The sequence below is a fragment of the Erythrobacter sp. W302b genome (assembly GCF_046452395.1).
Classification (GTDB): domain Bacteria; phylum Pseudomonadota; class Alphaproteobacteria; order Sphingomonadales; family Sphingomonadaceae; genus Erythrobacter.
Genome location: NZ_JBKFDH010000001.1, coordinates 2840623 through 2854464 on the forward strand (window position 1 = coordinate 2840623; position 13842 = coordinate 2854464).

The following is a 13842-nucleotide window of genomic DNA, read 5'->3' on the forward strand; positions in this document are numbered from 1 at the left end:
GGAATCAAATTTGTCGCAGGCTTTCCGGCAGATCCGGGATCGCACCGGGCCAGCGCATATGAATGGAAGTGGGGCAACTCCTGCCACTCTTCGTCATCCCAGCGAAAGCTGGGACCTAGGGCGGCGACGTGCGGTGCTTGCGGCCCTAGGCCCCAGCTTCCGCTGGGGTGACGGGAACGCTTCGTTACCCGTGCTCCCGCGCCACCTCCCGCCAGCCGATATCGCGGCGGCAGAAGCCGGTGGGGAAGTCGATCTGGTCGACGGCCGCATAAGCGCGGGCCTGCGCTTCGGTCACGTTCTGCGCCATGGCGGTGACGTTCAGCACCCGTCCGCCGTTGGCCACCAGCGCGCCGTCCTTCAGTGCGGTGCCGGCGTGGAACACCTTGGCCGCGCCCGGCTCCACGCCCGACAGATCGATCGCGCCGCCTTTTTCCGGGGTGCCGGGGTAGCCCTTGGCTGCCATCACCACGGTCAGCGCGGTCTCGTGGCTGAGGGCAACTTGCGTGCCTTCGAGCGTGCCCGTAGCGCAGGCGAGCATCAGCGCCACCAGATCGCCTTCCAGCCGCATCATCAGCACCTGGCATTCCGGGTCGCCGAAGCGGGCATTGTATTCAATCAGCTTGGGGCCTTCGCTCGTCAGCATCAGGCCTGCGAAAAGCACGCCCTGATAGGGGTTCCCTTCCGCGCGCATCGTCCGCACCGTGGGTTCGATGATTTCGGCCATCACGCGGGCCTGCAATTCGCTCGTCAGAACCGGGGCGGGGGAATAGGCACCCATGCCGCCGGTGTTCGGCCCCACATCGCCATCGCCCACCCGCTTGTGATCCTGCGCGCTGCCGAAGGGGACAATCGCCGTGCCGTCGGTGAGCGCGAAGAAGCTGGCCTCCTCGCCCTCCATGAATTCCTCGATCACCACCTGCGCGCCTGCGCTGCCGAACCCGCCGCCGAACATGTCGGCGAGCGTTTCTTCGGCCTCTTCAAGCGTCGCGGCGATCACCACGCCCTTGCCCGCTGCCAGCCCATCGGCCTTGAGCACATAGGGCGCGCTGAACCGGGCGAGGGCGGCGCGGGCTTCCTCCAGCGAGGCGGTGCGGACGTAACCGGCGGTGGGGATGCCTGCTCGCTGGCACAGGTCCTTGGTGAAGCCCTTGGAGCCTTCCAGTTGCGCCGCCGCCTGCGAGGGGCCGAACACCGGCACCCCCGCCGCCCGCAGCGAATCCGAGAGGCCATCCACCAGCGGCGCTTCGGGGCCGACGACGACGAGGCCAATGGCCTTGTCGGCGCAGAACGCGATCACCGCGCCATGGTCGGTCACATCGAGCGCGACCACCTCGGCCTCCTCGGCGATGCCGGGATTTCCGGGGGCGGCGTAGAGCTTTGCGAGGCTCGGGGATTGCGCCAGCTTCCACGCCAGCGCGTGCTCACGACCGCCGGAGCCGAGGAGAAGAACATTCATCTGCGAAACCTCGCGCAAAAGACAGGACGGCGCTTCGACAAGCTCGGCGCGAACGGGTATTGAGTCGGCCCTTATCCGTTCGCCCCGAGCCTGTCGAAGGGCTGCTTTTCTTTGGTCACAGCTAACCGGCACATGGAAGCCCCGATATGCCCGACATGATCGCCGAGACCCGGCCCGGCGACAACGCCCAGCCCCTCACCATCAGCGAGATTTCCGCGCTGCTGAAGCGCACGGTCGAGGATCGCTTCGGCTTCGTCCGCCTGCGCGGCGAGCTCTCGGGGGTGAAGCGGGCGGCTTCGGGGCATTTCTACTGCGCGCTGAAGGACGAAGGCGCGGTGATCGACGGGGTGATGTGGAAGGGCAACGCCGCCCGCCTCAATTTCCGCGCCGAAGACGGGCTGGAGGTGATCGCGACCGGCAAGCTCACCACCTATCCGGGGCGTTCCAAGTACCAGATCGTGATCGATTCGCTGGAGCTGGCGGGTGAAGGCGCGCTGCTGGCGCTGCTGGAGAAGACCCGCGCCCGGCTCGCCGCCGAGGGGCTGTTCGCCGCCGAGAGGAAGCGCCGCCTGCCGTTCCTGCCGCAGGTGATCGGCGTGGTGACCTCGCCCACGGGGGCGGTGATCCGCGATATTCTCCACCGCTTGGCGGATCGCTTTCCGAGCCACGTGATCGTCTGGCCGGTGCTGGTGCAGGGGCAGGGCGCGGCCGAGCAGGTGGCGGCGGCGGTGCGCGGGTTCTCAGGCCTCGCCCCCGGAGGCCCGGTGCCGCGACCCGATGTGGTGATCGTCGCGCGCGGGGGCGGGTCGATCGAGGACTTGTGGAGCTTCAACGAGGAAGTCGTCGTCCGCGCCATTGCCGAGTGCACGATCCCGGTGATCAGCGCCGTGGGCCACGAGACCGACACGACGCTCGCCGATTACGCCGCTGACCGCCGTGCGCCCACCCCCACCGCCGCGGCAGAAATGGCGGTGCCGGTGCGCGCCGATCTCGCCTTCACGCTCACCGACCTCGCCGCGCGCCAGCGCCGCGCGGTCTATCGCCCGGTCGAGCTGGGTCGGGAACGGCTGGCGGCGCGGGCGCGCTTGCTGCCGCGCCCCGAGAACCTGCTCGCCCCCCAGACCCAGCGGCTCGACGATCTGTCCGAGCGGCTGCGGCGCGCGCTCGGCGACCGTTCCGCCAAAGGGCGCGAGCGGCTGGCGGGCGTCGCCGCGCGGCTGTCGCCCAGCCTGCTGTCGCGGTCTGCTGCCGAGGCCCAGCGCCGTCTTGACCGCGCGCGGCTCAGCCCCGCGCTGATCGAGCGGCCCTTGCGCCATGGCACCGACCGGCTCGCCGCGCTCGCCCGCGTGATGAGCCAGCTTCACCCCGAAAAGCCGCTGGAGCGCGGCTATGCGATCGTAAGGGATGCGGGCGGCAAGGCGCTCACCACCCGCGCCGAGGCTGCGGGCGAGGCGGCGCTGACGCTGCAATTTCGCGATGGGAACCTCGCGGCCGTGCCCGCCGGACACGCGCCCCCAGCGTCCCCGCCCCCCGCTGCCGCGCCGCGCAAACGGGCTGCGCCGCGCTCGGCCATCCAAGATGATTTGTTCCGTTAGCCGCTCGGTGCTATGGTTCGCATCATGCTGATGACCCCGTCCGACAAGGCCGCCAAACTCTATTACGGCCCCTCCAGTTTCCGCGTGCTGCGCCCGGGGAGCCATGTGCTCTGCGCCGTCACCGGTGAAGCGATACCCCTGCCCGAGCTGCGCTATTGGAGCGCCGAGCGGCAGGAGGCCTATGCGTCCTGCGAAATCGCCACGCGTCGCCTGCTCGGCATCGAGTGATCGTCGCGCCCCGGACCACCTGCCGCCCCAAGGCCCGCGCCTGACCGACACTCCCCCTGTGATGGACCGGGTTCGCACGAAGCCCAAGGGACGCTTGCGGGCGGGGCGACTGGTGCTGCTGGCGCTGGTCGCCATCGGGCTGGTGCCCGGCACCATCGTCCAGACCACGATCGGGCAGCGCAGCGATGCCGCGAACATCACCGTCACCCCACTCGACGCGCGCGGCGGCGTGTCCGGCGATCTCACCCTGAGCGGCGCGTGGGAGCTCACCGCCGGGCATGGCTGGTTCGGCGGCTTTTCGGCGCTGGTCGCCGATGATCAGCGCGGACTGATCGCGGGGACCGACCGCGGCTTCCTGCTCGATCTCGACCTGTCAGGCGATTCGCCGCGCGCCGTGCCGGGCAGCTTCCGCTTTGTCGGCATCAGCGACCGCGGGCGCAAAGAGATCGTCGATCTCGAATCGCTCGCCCATGATCCTGTCACCCAAACGCTGTGGGCCGCGTTCGAAAACGACAATCTCATTATGCGCCTCGCCGCCGATGGCTCAAGCCAGACCCGCGCCCCGCGTGAAATGGCGCGCTGGAGCCCGAACAGCGGCCCCGAGACGATGGAGCGGCTCGCCGATGGGCGGTTTCTGATCATCGCCGAAGGGCCGGAGAGCGGCAGCGACACGCTGCACCAGGCGCTGCTCTACCCGACCGATCCGGTGGCGAAAGGCAAGCCGACCGCGTTCCCCTTTGCCGCGCCGCGCGATTATGATCCGGTCGACGCGACCCAATTGCCCGATGGTCGGGTGCTGATTTTGCTGCGACGTGTCGCCTATGCCCTGCCCGCGCGCTTCGACACCGCCATCGCCATCGCCGATCCGCGCAGGATTCGCGCAGGCCAGCCGTGGCAAGCGCGAATCATCCAGCGGCTGACGGGCGGCGTCTTCGCCGACAATTTCGAAGGCCTGGCCTATGTCCCCTCCGCATCCGATCCCGCGCGCGGCAGCCTGTGGCTGATCGCCGACGACAATTTCTCGGTCTTCCAGCGCAATATACTGGTGCGATTCGATTGGGAGGGGTGACGTTGTCTGGGAGCGGGAACGCCGCCCCCCACCTTCATTCGTCCTGAGCTTGTCGAAGGACGGCGTTCGGGTCGTTCCCTAGGCGCGAACCACAGAACGGCCCTTCGAACAGCCAAGGGCGAACGGGACAGGGGCTGAGGCGCATCTCTCCAACCCGCAAACGAAAAAGCGCCCGGAACCCCGAGCGCTTGATCGATCCGTTGCTATCCCGAAGGACAGCGCCGTCTTAGGCGGCGGCCTGAGCCTCCACCAGCTCGCGCTTCACCTTCAGCGCGCTGGCCGAAAGCTTGTCGTCGCTGGTCTTGAGCAGCCAGTTGTCGAGCCCGCCATTGTGCTCGACCGAGCGCAGACCGTGGGTCGACACGCGGAACTTGAAGCTGCGCTCCAGCTTTTCGCTCATCAGCGTGACGTTCTGCAGGTTGGGCAGAAACACGCGCTTGGTCTTGTTGTTGGCGTGGCTCACATTGTGGCCAACCTGGCGGCCCTTGCCGGTCAGTTCGCAGATGCGCGACATGGTGTGTCTCTTCTCGTAAAGTTCGGATGTGGTCCGGGAAAGCGGCGCGCATAACGGGGCGCTGCCGAATCGTCAAGCAAGTTGCGCGCGTCGGTAGGGTCTCAGTTTGAAATCCGGACCTTGGCTGTAGGCTAGCCGAAATCTTCAAGCTGGAAAATGCGCGAAGGCCCCGCCTTTCGGCAGGGCCTTCCGTCCACAACAGCCTCAAGAAGCTTGGAATCGCTTTCAAAGAGGCTGGCTGTCTCCACTGTTGTGCGGCGGTGACAGTCTTCTAGCCCGATGCCGAAGCAGAGCGGGGACGGATGGTAGATAAAGCCTCACAGATGAATCGTCAATGAATCAAGGCCTAGGCCGCAAAGAACTGCCACTCTGACGGCCTTAAGTTGCGCTGCGTCAACCGATCCTGACATATAGATGCGTGTGCCGCCGTGTGGGTTCTTGCCCGCTCTGAACCTATCCAGACGAGACTTTGCGACCGTGGCGAGCATATCGGCCTTCGCCCACATGACGGGGCTGTCGAAAGGCTTTGGCAGCGGCTGCGCCAAGACGATTTCGCAATGGTAATTTTCCCTGGGCGTTGGTGCGGTAGTGCTCAGAGGAACAACGGCCACCAAATCCCTTCTGCGCCTGAGACGCGGCGAGACAACGATAACTGGCCGCGTCTTGACCATCTCAGGAACGATAAAGCCCCCTCTGTAATCGCAGAGCAGAATTTCACCCGGTTTGGGGTAATACATCAGAGGCACTAGGCGGTCCGCTTTTTTATGGTCCCTGCCTTCTAGGCGGCGAAGCCAATTCGTCAATCTTCTCAAGCAGATGGCGCTCAACCGGGATGGTCGCAATCCCGGCGCCTCTTCGCGCCAGCCTAACCCATTTAATGGCCGGACAGGCCCGTCCATCGTGCTGATGTGACAGGCCTGAACCGGGCGCCGCCCGCCGTGTCAGGCTGACAGGAGAAGATCAGCATGAATCGTATCCTTATCGCCAGCCTCATCACCCCCTTGGCAATCGGGCTCGCCGCGTGCGATGTCGACCAGACCAAGGAAGGCGAAATGCCCGAAGTCGAAGTGACAGGCGGCGCGCTGCCGGAATATGACGTCGAAACCGCCGACGTCGATGTCGGCACCAAGGAAACGACGGTCGAGGTTCCGGATGTCAAGATCACCATGCCCGATGCCAAGGGCACGCCGGCTACCGGCGACGAATAAACCTTACCGCCAAGGGCGCGGGGCGTGAGCGATGCGGGATTCCGCAGCTTCATGCCTCGTGCCCTTGCGCTGGCCCGCGCTGCGGCGGCCGCAGGCGAGGTGCCGATCGGCGCGGTGATCGTGAAAGACGGGCACGTGATCGCCGAGGCACATAACAGCCCGCGAACCGATCACGATCCCACCGCCCACGCCGAAATCCTCGCCATCCGCCGCGCTGCGCAAGCGCTGGGCGATGAACGCCTCACCGGCTGCGAATTGTGGGTCACGCTGGAGCCTTGCGCGATGTGCGCGGGTGCGATTGCCCATGCGCGCATCCAGCGGCTCTATTACGCGGCCAGCGATCCCAAGGGCGGCGCGGTCGAACATGGTGCGCGGGTGTTCGAGCAGGAGCAATGCCTGCACCGCCCCGAGGTCTACAGCGGCATCGGCGAGGGCGAGGCGGCGGACATGCTCCGGGGATTTTTCAGAGAGCGGCGCTGAGACGCCGGGCTTAGGGGCGCAAACCCCTCAATCGACCGGCGGAACACCCGGCGGATAATAGGAAATCTCGACCCTCAGGCCATCAGGGTCGGGGACAAACAGCGCGGTGATCCCGGGATCGAAGGTCTGGAGCCGGGCTTCGATCCCTGCTTCCTCAAGCTCGGCAGCGAGCGCGCGCACGGCATCGGGACTGGGCGCCGACAGCCCGAAATGATTGAGGCCGGGAGCATAGCGGCCATAGTCGCCCGTGCCCTGCTTGGCCTTGCCGAACTGGATATAAAGCCCGGCCGCATTGGCCCAGATGTGCGGCTGCTTCTGCGTGAAGCCGATACGCGGGAGCAGGAAGCCGTAAAACGCCGCTGCCTGTTCGGGCGAGCGCGACAGGATGGTCAGATGGTCGAGCGCATAGGTCATGGGCCTGCCTTTCGGGACGCGAGCCGGTGTTGGTTTCCAGATGTTGCGCGCCGAGCCAAATGCAAGCGCCGTCAGGCCTTCGGCGAGCGGCTGGTTTTGCGGGCGAATTTCGTCGCAAAAGCGCCACGGATTGGCGGTCGATAAGCAGGTCATTAGTCAATTCCTTGCAAACCGGCGGTGAATTTGCGACGGGCAGGGTGACTCAGGACGGTCCTCATGCCCGGGGGCGAGGCAAGGGATACTGATCGATAATGGCCGGTTATGAAGTTACGCAGACCCGCAGGCTGACGCGCTGGAAGCAGAAGCTTCGCGGTTTTCTGGGGCCGTGGGGGGTGTTCTTTCAGGGCTTTATCGAACACCCGGTGATGGTCGGCTCGATCATCCCCTCATCAGGCTACACCATCCGCAAGATGCTTGCGCCCGTCGATTGGGAGCGCTGCCAGCTGTTCGTGGAATATGGCCCCGGTGTCGGCACCTTCTGCCGTCCGGTGCTCGATCAGCTGCGGCGCGACGGGACGCTGCTGGTGATCGACACCAACAAGCTGTTCATCGACTATCTCAATCGCACCATCACCGACAGCCGCTTCATCGCAGTGCATGGCTCGGCTGAAGATGTGGAAGCGATCATCCACGCGCATGGCCATGACCATGCCGATTACATCCTGTCCGGGCTGCCGTTCTCGACCCTGCCCGAAGGCCTCGGCCCCCGCATCGCCGCCGCTACGCATCGCGCGATCCGGCCGGGCGGCGCCTTCCTCACCTACCAGTTCAGCAAGGCGGCCCATAATCTCACCGCCCAGCATTTTGACCGGGTCGATAGCGGGTTCGAGCTGCTCAACATCCTCCCCTGCCGTCTCGCCTGGGGCTGGAAGGACGCGCCGTAGGCTCGGGCGGCTACAGCCCCCGCCAGATCCTGGCCGGTGCGGCGTCCCTGGCGCCCCAGCGTGACGGCGTGCAGCGCGCGGGGCGGAAGGTCTTGGAATAGCAGAGCCTGATTTCCTCAAGCCACCCGCGCGGATTGAGCTTGACCCCGATCGCCTCCTCGCGCCAGCCGGGGTTGGCATCGGCAAAGGCGGCGCGGATGCGGCCTGCCGTCAGGCCGTCCTCGCGGCTGATGCGGTCGTAATCGGGCAGGCGCAGGCCCGAGCGCAGGACGCGGATGATCCTGAGGTAATTGGCCGGGCGCTTGACCATGCATGCACCGTGCTTGGCCCATTGGCGCGCGATCAGGCGTTCGGACGGCATCAGGCACATGCTGCCGCGCACCTCGGCAGGGGTGAGGGCTTGGCGGGCCTCGCACCATTGCGGCCAGCTTTGCCCACCTTCCGGCCACAGCCCGTGCACGACGAGACCGAAGCGCCCGTTGGTGCCCGCGCATTGCACGGCGTGGCTGCGATCATCGGCGCGGGGTTTGCAGAACTCCGGGCTCCAGCTCAATGCCATGGTGTAGCCGGTGATCGGCATCACCCGGCGCGGCCCATCGGGCGTGATCCTGGGAACGCTGGTGACCTGCGGCGCGCGGCATTGATAGGCCTGCGCGCTTGCCAGCGAAGGCAATGCCAGCGCCATGGCCGCGACAAGGCTACTCGAACACCGCAGGGCCATCCTCCTCCTCGGGTTGGCGGGCGAACCAGCGCGCGGCTTGCGGGGTAAGCAGGCTTGCCATGGCAATGGCGACGAGCAGCGGCCCGACCAAAGCGGCGGGATCAAGCAGGACAAGCCGCAGCGCGCCGAAGCCGAGCACCAGCCAGCGGGCAAAGGGCGCGGCGAACAGGTAGATCCACACCAGCGGGATCAGGGCGATGGTGAATTCGGCCGAGAGGGCCACAATGGTCCAGTCGCGGTCCCATGCGAACCACGGGGCATTCACGGCGAGGATGGTTTCCGACAACGCCAGATTGCCCAAGCCGCGCGCCAGCCGCAGCATCGCCGCGGCAAGGAAAGCGGCTGCGAACACCCGGATCGCCAGCGGACGCGGCCCGCGGACCATCTTCATAGCGGCTTGAAATCCAGCCCGATGTCCGCGGCGGGCGCGCTCTGGGTCAGGCGGCCGACCGAGATGTAGTCCACCCCGCTCGCCGCCTTGGCTGCGATGGTCTGGAGGTTGACGCCGCCGCTCGCCTCGGTCGGTACGCGGCCTGCGACCAGCCGGACGGCCTCGGCCAGCGTGCCTGCGTCCATGTTGTCGAGCAGCAGGTGATGCGCGCCTGCCGCCAGCGCGGGTTCGATCTGGTTGAGGCTATCCACCTCGCAGATGATCTTGGTCACCCCCGCCTCGCGCGCCCGCCGCACCGCCTCGCCGACAGAGCCAGCGACCGCGACGTGGTTGTCCTTGATCATCGCCGCATCCCACAGCCCCATGCGGTGGTTCTGTGCCCCGCCCTGGCGGGTGGCATATTTCTCAAGGAACCTGAGGCCGGGGATGGTCTTGCGGGTGTCGAGCAGGGTACAGGCAGGGTTGCCTCCTTCCCCCCGCATCGCGGTGACATAGGCCTGCGTCAGCGTGGCGATGCCGGAGAGGTGCTGGACGATGTTCAAGGCGCTGCGCTCTGCCGTCAGCAGCGCGCGGGCCCGGCCTTCGATCCGCATGAGATCGGTTCCGGCCGGCACCTTGTCGCCATCATGGACCAGGGCCTCGATGGTGCATTCGGGATCAAGGTGGCGAAAAAACGCCTCGGCCAGCGGCAAGCCCGCCACGACAATCGCATCGCGGCTATCCATCACCCCCGAAAAGCGGGCATCGGCGGGGATCACGCTTTCGCTCGTCACGTCGCGCCCGCCGCCGGGCAGGCCCTCTCCCAAGTCCTCTGCCAGCGTTTCGCGGATGAACTGGGCGAGGTCGAAGCCAGGGAGGGTAAAGGTGGTCATGGCTCAACCCTAGCCTTTCGTCTTGCGCCAAGTCGATACCTTTACCCCCGCCCCGGGCTTGACCCGGGGCCCCGCTCACTTTTCCATCAACCGTAAGAAGCTGGGCCCCGGGTCAAGCCCGGGGCGGGGTGGCGATCAATGCACGAAGCGCGCCACCACATCCCGATAGCTGCGGCTCACCTTCACCTCGGCGCCGCTTTCCAGCACCAGGAAGCATTCGCCGTTGGTGTGGGGCTTCACCTGCCGCACCAGATCAAGATTGACGATGGTCGAACGGTGCACGCGCTGGAACTTGCGCGGGTCGAGGCGGCGCTCGAGGTCCTTCATCGTCTCGCGCAGCACCAGCGAATTGTCGCCGGTGGAGATTATCATGTAATCGCCCGCGGCCTCGATGTGCTCGATCGTATCGACCTCGACACGGAAGATCTGGCCGCGGTCCTTGACGTTGATCAGCTTCTCGAAGCGGTCCGCGCTTTCTGCCGCCGGGGTGGTGGTCTCGACGAAATCCGCCGCCCGCTCGGGCGCGATTTCCGAGAGCACCTCGAGCAGTTGCCCCGCATCCTCGGACGACTTCTTCTCGGCAAGGCGCTGGCGCACGCGTTCGATGGTGCCGGCGAGCTTCTGTTCGTCGACCGGCTTCATCAGGTAGTTGACGGCATTGGCCTCGAAGGCGCGGATCGCGTGTTCTTCATAGGCCGTGACAAAGACGAACAGGGGGGGTTCGATCTCCATCACGCCCTTGACGACGCTGAAGCCGTCAAAGCCGGGCATCTGGATGTCGAGGAAGACCAGATCGGGCTTCTCGGTCTTGATCTTGCGGATCGCTTCGCGGCCATTGGCGCAGGTGTCGATGATCTCGACGTCCTCGAACGGCTGGAGCCGCAGCTGGAGGCCCTGGATGGCGAGCTTCTCGTCATCGACGAGGATGGTTCTGATAGTCATGCGGTTTTTCCGATGTTTTTAGGGGGGTTGAGCGGGATGATATTGTCGCCCCCGCCGCTTGGGGCAGTCCCGGCTGCCACGGCGGATATTGGCCCATCCCCGGCTCTGTCGGCGCGGGTAAAGGGGATCTCGATCAGCACGGTAAAGCCGCCCCCAGCTTCCGAACGGGTTTCAAACAGATGTGTGTCGCCATAGGCCTGGGCCAGCCGATTGCGGATATTGGCAAGGCCGACCCCGGTGGAGACCGGACGGCCGGGTGCAGGCGTCCCGGACGGATCGCCCGCCATGAAACGCTGCATGTCTTCGATACCCGGTCCGGTATCCTCGACAGTGAGGCGCAGCCGATCGCCGATCACCCGCGCGGTGAGCGAGATGCGCGCCCCTTCCTCCTGCGGGCTGACGGCATATTTGATCGCGTTTTCCACCAGAGGTTGCAGCAACATCGCGGGCAGCTGCGCAGCGAGCGCGGCATCCTCGATCTCGAAATGGGTGCGCAGGCGCTCTTCGAACCGCATCCGCTCGATATCGAGATAGAGCTGCAAGGTCTCGACCTCCTGCGCCAGCGTCACCTGACTGCCGGGCTCGGCGATCAGCGTGTGGCGCAGGAAGCCCGACAGCCGCGTGAGCATCGCATTGGCGGGCTCGGTTTGCTTAAGCAGCACAAGCGTGCTGATGGAATTCAACGTGTTGAACAGGAAGTGCGGGTTGAGCTGATAACGCAGCATTGCCAGCTGCGCAGCCGTTGCCTGCGCTTCCAGCCGCTCCAGCCGGTCAGCCTGCTGTTCCACTGTGAGGAAGAAATTGATCGCGTAATACAGCGCGCTCCACCCGCCGAGCAAGGTCAGCGGCAGATAGAGCAAGCCGATCAGGCGCTGGGCAAAGGTCGTATCGCGGCTCCCCGCGTAATAGACCCCCTGCACCCAGGCATCGATCGAAGCGTGCATCAGCACGGCGACAAACAGCACCACCGCCGTCAGCCCCCAGGTCACCAGCGGTTGCTGCTGGATGAGCTTGCGGTAGATGACCGACAGGATCAGGCTGATCGAAAAGCCGGTGATGGTGGTGACAAGGATCAGCGCCAGCAGATCCAGCGGCTGCTGGTTCGCCAATGCCGAGACCGCACGCAACAGGAAAGCCGCGCCCCAGCCTGCCAACTGGAGGTTCCAGAACGCCCGGTTCTTGCTGGCGAAGAACGGCGCCGCCTGGATCTGGAGCACTGCCATAGCCCGACAGTCCTAACTCATTTCGTCGCAAACCACACGGCTAATCGGTCGCATCATCGCGGGGCCGCCACGGCTCGGCGCAAGGATTACCGCTTCTGTTGGGAGATGAGGCCGCCGGCCGGGTCGATCTCCCGGCGGAAATGGGTGGCCCAATCGGCCTTGCCCGCACCCGCCATCTGGGCCTGCACCAGCGGAACTTCGGCGGCCATCGCCTCGGCCCGCTCGTCCCAGCCTTCGTGATGGCGCCGCATCCTGAGCCCCGCGTCATGGGTCGAACCCCAGCGGGTCATGAAGGCGACGGCAGCCTGCGGATCATAGCCCGCATTGGCGAGCAGCCACGGCACCAGCCGGTCGGCTTCCCGCTCGACCCGGCGCACAAGCTTGGCCTTGCGCCCGTTGCGTTCGAGCCAGGCATTATGGCCGAGCACATTATGCGCCAGCTCATGCGCGACCAGCGCGGCGAAGAGCGGCTCTTCCGCATAGCCGAAGGCGGGGAAACCGATCCCGATCACCACCCGCGCGCCATCGGCGACCGCGCGCTTGCCGTCGCCCATCAGTTCGAACCGGGTGGCGCAGACCTCGACCGGCTGGACCCGCGCCTCGCCCCCATCGGCAAAGGCAATCGCGATCCCGCCATGTTCGGTCAGCATCGCTTCGATGTGTTCATGCGCGCGCACCAACCGCTGCCATTCCATCGCCGCGCCGGCGGGCCACTGGTTGGGGTCGAACCGTTCGAGCGCGATAACCTCGCGGTTGCGGGGGAACGCGCCCGACAGCGCGGCGGGCGATCCGCGCGCGGCGGTTTGCACCGCGAAGTCGCGCTCCAGCCCCAGCGCGGCGCGGGCGATCGCGGGCGCGCCATAGCTCGCCATATCCTGCAATTGCAGCCCGATGCTCGGCACGACCCGCGGGCAAAAGGCGGCATTCGCGCGGGCGAGGTGCCAGCCCACATCCTGCAAGCGCTGGTCAGCGTCCTGATAGCGCCCGATTGCCGCCCGTTCGGCCGCGTAGTCGATCACCGGCGGCGGCTCCTGCGCCTGCGCCGCCAGCGGGGCGGCGAGCAGCAGGGCGACGAGCGCAATGGCGCGCATCAACGCGCCTCGGTCGAAGCGGCGAGCGCGGCCTTGAGCTTGTCGTAGCCGACCGCCCCGCCAAACGGGGTCTTGCCTGCGATCCATGCCGGGGTGCCGGTGAAGCCGAGCGAGCGGGCGAAATCGAGGTTGCGGGCGATCTCGGTCGAGACGGCATCGGACGCCGCGTCACGCTCGGCCCGGGCCATATCGAGCCCGGCGGCCTTGGCCGCAGCCGTGACATCGCCGGTCGCGAACATGGCATCGTGGAACGCGCGATACTTGCCCTGCAATCCGGCCGCCAGCGCCATGCGCGAGGCGACATCGCTGCCTTCGAAAATCGGCCATTCGCGGATCACGACCTTCAGGTCTGGGTCTTCGGCAATCAGCCGGTTCACGTCCTTGAGGCTCGCCTCGCAATAGGGGCAGTTATAGTCGGTGAACTCGACCAGCACGGTCTTGCCGTTGGGATTGCCGAGCACCACGCCGGGGAAGGGCTCGCGCACCTCGCCGCCCATCTGCGCCAGCCGCTTGGCCGATTCCTGCTCCTCGTAAGCCTGCGCCATCTGCGGCAGCAGGTCGGGATTGGCGAGCAGGAAAGTGCGGGTGCGATTGTCCGCCAGCCCGGAATAGGACCACGCCGCCGCGCCCAGAAAGCCGAACACCAGCGCCAGCAATGCGGTCAGCAAGGTCGCGGTGAGCGTGCGGGGTGCGTCGGCGGGAGGCGAGGCAGGCGGTGGGGTGGACATGCGCAAAGGTTCCGTCGGTCAGCGGG

Annotated in this window: 17 protein-coding genes; 6 read left to right on the forward strand and 11 right to left on the reverse strand. The window is 66.3% G+C overall.

All coding sequences use genetic code 11. The features are described from left to right. Positions 1 to 184: 184 nt before the first annotated feature. The gene (gene purD, locus ACLBKT_RS13470; RefSeq protein ID WP_410183420.1) at positions 185 to 1456 is read right to left on the reverse strand and encodes a phosphoribosylamine--glycine ligase; all 1272 of its coding nucleotides are present in this window, start codon (positions 1454 to 1456) and stop codon (positions 185 to 187) included. 146 nt (positions 1457 to 1602) lie between these two features. Here purD and xseA point away from each other — a divergent pair, with 146 nt between their 5' ends. The 3 genes from xseA to ACLBKT_RS13485 all read left to right on the forward strand — a co-directional run bounded on the left by xseA (position 1603) and on the right by ACLBKT_RS13485 (position 4348). Further along, a complete protein-coding gene (gene xseA / locus ACLBKT_RS13475; RefSeq protein ID WP_410183421.1) occupies positions 1603 to 3051 on the forward strand; it encodes an exodeoxyribonuclease VII large subunit in 1449 nt (482 codons plus the stop codon). 24 nt (positions 3052 to 3075) lie between these two features. Continuing rightward, on the forward strand, positions 3076 to 3279 hold the full coding sequence (locus tag ACLBKT_RS13480; RefSeq protein ID WP_410183422.1) for a DUF2093 domain-containing protein: 204 nt from the start codon (positions 3076 to 3078) through the stop codon (positions 3277 to 3279). A 61-nt stretch (positions 3280 to 3340) separates the two neighbouring features. Next, positions 3341 to 4348: an esterase-like activity of phytase family protein gene (locus tag ACLBKT_RS13485; RefSeq protein WP_410183423.1), complete on the forward strand. Its 1008-nt coding sequence runs from the start codon at positions 3341 to 3343 to the stop codon at positions 4346 to 4348. Positions 4349 to 4574: 226 nt separating this feature from the next. Here the strand turns inward: ACLBKT_RS13485 and rpmB are convergent, their stop codons facing one another. Both rpmB and ACLBKT_RS13495 read right to left on the reverse strand, forming a co-directional pair. Next, the gene (gene rpmB, locus ACLBKT_RS13490; protein WP_410183424.1) at positions 4575 to 4862 is read right to left on the reverse strand and encodes a 50S ribosomal protein L28; all 288 of its coding nucleotides are present in this window, start codon (positions 4860 to 4862) and stop codon (positions 4575 to 4577) included. A gap of 317 nt (positions 4863 to 5179) precedes the next feature. Next, entirely contained in the window at positions 5180 to 5761 is a 582-nt protein-coding gene (locus ACLBKT_RS13495; RefSeq protein ID WP_410183425.1) for a type II toxin-antitoxin system PemK/MazF family toxin, read from the reverse strand. A 66-nt stretch (positions 5762 to 5827) separates the two neighbouring features. Here ACLBKT_RS13495 and ACLBKT_RS13500 point away from each other — a divergent pair, with 66 nt between their 5' ends. Both ACLBKT_RS13500 and ACLBKT_RS13505 read left to right on the forward strand, forming a co-directional pair. Beyond that, positions 5828 to 6070, forward strand: a complete 243-nt coding sequence (locus ACLBKT_RS13500) for a hypothetical protein (RefSeq protein ID WP_410183426.1) — start codon at positions 5828 to 5830, stop codon at positions 6068 to 6070. 51 nt (positions 6071 to 6121) lie between these two features. Then, entirely contained in the window at positions 6122 to 6550 is a 429-nt protein-coding gene (locus tag ACLBKT_RS13505) for a nucleoside deaminase (RefSeq protein ID WP_410183427.1), read from the forward strand. Between the two features lie 27 nt (positions 6551 to 6577). Here the strand turns inward: ACLBKT_RS13505 and ACLBKT_RS13510 are convergent, their stop codons facing one another. Then, positions 6578 to 6964 (reverse strand): VOC family protein, encoded by a 387-nt coding sequence (locus ACLBKT_RS13510; RefSeq protein ID WP_410183428.1) that lies wholly within the window; start codon positions 6962 to 6964, stop codon positions 6578 to 6580. A gap of 251 nt (positions 6965 to 7215) precedes the next feature. Here ACLBKT_RS13510 and ACLBKT_RS13515 point away from each other — a divergent pair, with 251 nt between their 5' ends. Further along, a complete protein-coding gene (locus ACLBKT_RS13515) occupies positions 7216 to 7848 on the forward strand; it encodes a class I SAM-dependent methyltransferase (RefSeq protein WP_410183429.1) in 633 nt (210 codons plus the stop codon). Positions 7849 to 7858: 10 nt separating this feature from the next. Here the strand turns inward: ACLBKT_RS13515 and ACLBKT_RS13520 are convergent, their stop codons facing one another. From ACLBKT_RS13520 to ACLBKT_RS13550, 7 genes are all read right to left on the reverse strand, one after another. Then, positions 7859 to 8533 (reverse strand): ribonuclease T2 family protein, encoded by a 675-nt coding sequence (locus tag ACLBKT_RS13520; protein WP_410183430.1) that lies wholly within the window; start codon positions 8531 to 8533, stop codon positions 7859 to 7861. 13 nt (positions 8534 to 8546) lie between these two features. Further along, entirely contained in the window at positions 8547 to 8960 is a 414-nt protein-coding gene (locus tag ACLBKT_RS13525; protein ID WP_410183431.1) for a hypothetical protein, read from the reverse strand. Next, positions 8957 to 9832: a carboxylating nicotinate-nucleotide diphosphorylase gene (gene nadC / locus ACLBKT_RS13530; RefSeq protein ID WP_410183432.1), complete on the reverse strand. Its 876-nt coding sequence runs from the start codon at positions 9830 to 9832 to the stop codon at positions 8957 to 8959. Before nadC ends, ACLBKT_RS13525 begins: the two co-directional genes overlap by 4 nt. 135 nt (positions 9833 to 9967) lie before the next feature. Beyond that, positions 9968 to 10774: a LytR/AlgR family response regulator transcription factor gene (locus ACLBKT_RS13535; protein WP_410183433.1), complete on the reverse strand. Its 807-nt coding sequence runs from the start codon at positions 10772 to 10774 to the stop codon at positions 9968 to 9970. Further along, on the reverse strand, positions 10771 to 11997 hold the full coding sequence (locus ACLBKT_RS13540) for a sensor histidine kinase (protein ID WP_410183434.1): 1227 nt from the start codon (positions 11995 to 11997) through the stop codon (positions 10771 to 10773). Before ACLBKT_RS13540 ends, ACLBKT_RS13535 begins: the two co-directional genes overlap by 4 nt. Before the next feature lie 86 nt (positions 11998 to 12083). After that, positions 12084 to 13088 (reverse strand): hypothetical protein, encoded by a 1005-nt coding sequence (locus ACLBKT_RS13545; RefSeq protein WP_410183435.1) that lies wholly within the window; start codon positions 13086 to 13088, stop codon positions 12084 to 12086. Then, positions 13088 to 13816: a DsbA family protein gene (locus ACLBKT_RS13550; RefSeq protein ID WP_410183436.1), complete on the reverse strand. Its 729-nt coding sequence runs from the start codon at positions 13814 to 13816 to the stop codon at positions 13088 to 13090. The genes ACLBKT_RS13545 and ACLBKT_RS13550 overlap by 1 nt, the downstream gene beginning before the upstream one ends. Between the last annotated feature and the right edge of the window lie 26 nt (positions 13817 to 13842).

Bases quoted from the DNA above. Each gene is read 5' to 3' on its own strand.
- purD (WP_410183420.1), bottom strand. From the start codon at position 1,456: ATGAATGTTCTTCTCCTCGGCTCCGGCGGTCGTGAGCACGCGCTGGCG.
- xseA (WP_410183421.1), top strand. From the start codon at position 1,603: ATGCCCGACATGATCGCCGAGACCCGGCCCGGCGACAACGCCCAGCCC.
- ACLBKT_RS13480 (WP_410183422.1), top strand. From the start codon at position 3,076: ATGCTGATGACCCCGTCCGACAAGGCCGCCAAACTCTATTACGGCCCC.
- ACLBKT_RS13485 (WP_410183423.1), top strand. From the start codon at position 3,341: ATGGACCGGGTTCGCACGAAGCCCAAGGGACGCTTGCGGGCGGGGCGA.
- rpmB (WP_410183424.1), bottom strand. From the start codon at position 4,862: ATGTCGCGCATCTGCGAACTGACCGGCAAGGGCCGCCAGGTTGGCCAC.
- ACLBKT_RS13495 (WP_410183425.1), bottom strand. From the start codon at position 5,761: ATGGACGGGCCTGTCCGGCCATTAAATGGGTTAGGCTGGCGCGAAGAG.
- ACLBKT_RS13500 (WP_410183426.1), top strand. From the start codon at position 5,828: ATGAATCGTATCCTTATCGCCAGCCTCATCACCCCCTTGGCAATCGGG.
- ACLBKT_RS13505 (WP_410183427.1), top strand. From the start codon at position 6,122: ATGCCTCGTGCCCTTGCGCTGGCCCGCGCTGCGGCGGCCGCAGGCGAG.
- ACLBKT_RS13510 (WP_410183428.1), bottom strand. From the start codon at position 6,964: ATGACCTATGCGCTCGACCATCTGACCATCCTGTCGCGCTCGCCCGAA.
- ACLBKT_RS13515 (WP_410183429.1), top strand. From the start codon at position 7,216: ATGGCCGGTTATGAAGTTACGCAGACCCGCAGGCTGACGCGCTGGAAG.
- ACLBKT_RS13520 (WP_410183430.1), bottom strand. From the start codon at position 8,533: ATGGCGCTGGCATTGCCTTCGCTGGCAAGCGCGCAGGCCTATCAATGC.
- ACLBKT_RS13525 (WP_410183431.1), bottom strand. From the start codon at position 8,960: ATGAAGATGGTCCGCGGGCCGCGTCCGCTGGCGATCCGGGTGTTCGCA.
- nadC (WP_410183432.1), bottom strand. From the start codon at position 9,832: ATGACCACCTTTACCCTCCCTGGCTTCGACCTCGCCCAGTTCATCCGC.
- ACLBKT_RS13535 (WP_410183433.1), bottom strand. From the start codon at position 10,774: ATGACTATCAGAACCATCCTCGTCGATGACGAGAAGCTCGCCATCCAG.
- ACLBKT_RS13540 (WP_410183434.1), bottom strand. From the start codon at position 11,997: ATGGCAGTGCTCCAGATCCAGGCGGCGCCGTTCTTCGCCAGCAAGAAC.
- ACLBKT_RS13545 (WP_410183435.1), bottom strand. From the start codon at position 13,088: ATGCGCGCCATTGCGCTCGTCGCCCTGCTGCTCGCCGCCCCGCTGGCG.
- ACLBKT_RS13550 (WP_410183436.1), bottom strand. From the start codon at position 13,816: ATGTCCACCCCACCGCCTGCCTCGCCTCCCGCCGACGCACCCCGCACG.